Below are 2,014 nucleotides of genomic sequence, written 5' to 3'. Positions count from 1 at the left end.
TGGCGCAGCCCGGGCGGGATCCAGGCGACATGGCCGGCCGGCATCGCCCAGGTCCCGGCTGCCGTGGTCAGCAGCAGGGCGCCGCCGGCGACCAGGAAGACCTGGCCGCGCTCATGCGCGTGCTCCGGGGTGCGGTGGCCGTCCTCATGCCGCAGGCGCAGCGGCTCGGCGTCCGTGGGCGATGGCGCCATGGTTGGCCCGATGCGAATGATCTCTGGCCCTCTGTCGGCAGCGGGCCGGCTCCGCCTCTCGTAGCATCCGGCCATCCCGCATGGAAGGAGAGCCCGATGCCCGCCCCGTTCGCCGACCCTTGCGACAGCGAGGCGCTGAAGCGCCGCCTCGCCGACATGCTGCGCGCCGTCTTCGCCGATCCCGGCCGCATCCCCGAGTTCTTCACCGACGATTACGAGCAGGTGACCGACGGCGAGCGCAGCGACCGCGTCCGGTTCGAGGCGCATATCCGCCACGTCGCCGGCTCGATCCGGTCGATCGAGGTGACCGTGCTCGACGCCGTCCGCCAAGGCGATGCCATCGCCGACCGCCATGTGGTCGAGGTCGTGGATGCCGACGGCCATGGCGCGGCGATCGAGGTCTACCTGTTCGGCACGCTGCGCGGCGGCCGGCTGGCCCGGGTGAGCGAGGTCACCCGCGTGCTGTCCGGCGATCCCGGCTTGCGGGATCTCGCGCGGGCGGCGGAGTGAACCCTCTGCGTTCCGCCGCAGCCCCGTTCACATGGAGCGCGAAGCCGGCCGCCCCCGGATCTTCGAGGCCGGGGCGCAGCTGCATGCTCGGGATCAGGTAGTCGCCGCCATTCTGCCGCCGATAAGGGATCGGCGGGGTGGTGGCCAGCGTCCGCATCTTTTCGCGCAGGCTCTCGGCGACGGTCTCGAAGCCGGCCTCGGTCAGCCGGTCGACCCGGTAGGCCACGAAGGGCGGCAGCACGTCGTAGCCCGGGTAGTACAGGATCCCGTGATGGATCGGGAACAGCAGGTCGTCGATCGGCCCGTTGATCCCGCGGGCGGCGTAGTGCTCCTCCCAGCCGCCGGCGGTGACGATCAGCATCGCGCGCTTGCCGGCCAGGGTGCCCTCGCCGTAGCGGTCGCCCCAGCGCCGGTCGCTGTGCTCGCCGACGCCATAGGCGAAGCCGTAGGCGAAGACCCGGTCGACCCAGCCCTTGAGGATGGCTGGCATGCCGAACCACCAGAGGGGGAACTGGAGGATCAGGGCGTCGGCCCACAGCAGCTTCTCGATCTCGGCCTTGACGTCCTCGGTCAGCGTGCCGGTCTCGAACGCCGCCTTGGACGCCGCGACCGCGATCAGGCGCTCGTCGGCCGCCAGGGCCGGGAAGTCGGCGCGGTCGACCTCGGACTTCCAGCCCTCGGCGTAGAGATCCGACACCCGCACCTCGTGGCCCTGCGCCTCCAGCTCTTGGATGGCGACGTCGCGCAGGGCGCCGTTCAGCGAGCGAGGTTCGGGATGGGCAAAAACCAGCAGCACCTTCATGGTCAGGGATCCTTTTACGAAAACCGACCTCTCAGGTGGCGACCGGCGCATCGATCCGCTACATGTCGATAATGAATAGGATTGTGCCGAAAAATGGATAGGCCGGATGTCTCGCTCGAGCGGATGCGCAGCTTCGTCCGCGTCGCCGAGCGCGGCAGCCTGTCGGCGGTGGCGCGCGAGCTGCGGGTCGGCCAGTCCACCATCACCCGGCATCTGCGGGAGCTGGAGCAGGCGGTCGGCGTGCCGCTGCTCAGCCGCACCACAAGGCGCGTGACCCTGACCGACGAGGGCCGCCGCTACCACGCCGACTGCGTCCAGATCCTGCGGCTGGTGGAGCAGGCGGGGGATGCGGCGCGCGCCGCGTGCGGCGCCGCGTCCGGCACCATCCGGATCTCCTGCACCGCGGCCTTCGGCGTGCTGCAGGTCAGCCGGCTGGTCTTCGCCTTCCAGGACCTCCATCCCGGCATCGCCGTCGACCTCAACCTGACCGACGCCTATGTCGACCTGGTGC

At 70.6% G+C, this 2,014-nt stretch carries 4 protein-coding genes; 2 read left to right on the top strand and 2 right to left on the bottom strand.

Annotation, left to right across the window (positions count from 1 at the left end; all coding sequences use genetic code 11):
• On the bottom strand, positions 1-191 hold a 191-nt coding region (locus P409_RS39630; protein WP_034848601.1), incomplete at its 3' end, for an AraC family ligand binding domain-containing protein.
• Positions 192-287: 96 nt separating this feature from the next.
• Between P409_RS39630 and P409_RS39625 the strand changes: the two genes are divergently transcribed.
• Positions 288-701 carry a nuclear transport factor 2 family protein gene (locus P409_RS39625; protein WP_052121667.1) on the top strand — a complete coding sequence of 138 codons (414 nt, stop codon included), beginning with the start codon at positions 288-290 and terminating at the stop codon, positions 699-701.
• Here the strand turns inward: P409_RS39625 and P409_RS32830 are convergent.
• Positions 643-1,503 (bottom strand): NAD(P)H-dependent oxidoreductase, encoded by an 861-nt coding sequence (locus P409_RS32830; protein ID WP_052121666.1) that lies wholly within the window; start codon positions 1,501-1,503, stop codon positions 643-645. The genes P409_RS39625 and P409_RS32830 overlap by 59 nt on opposite strands.
• A gap of 93 nt (positions 1,504-1,596) precedes the next feature.
• Between P409_RS32830 and P409_RS32825 the strand changes: the two genes are divergently transcribed.
• Positions 1,597-2,014 (top strand): LysR family transcriptional regulator (locus P409_RS32825; protein WP_034848599.1); only part of this gene is annotated, 418 nt, incomplete at its 3' end.

Origin of the sequence: Inquilinus limosus MP06, from assembly GCF_000767795.1 — a bacterium.
Classification (GTDB): Bacteria; Pseudomonadota; Alphaproteobacteria; order DSM-16000; family Inquilinaceae; genus Inquilinus; species Inquilinus limosus_E.
Note: the sequence above shows the minus strand (reverse complement) of the source record. Positions and strands in the feature narration are given on the sequence as shown.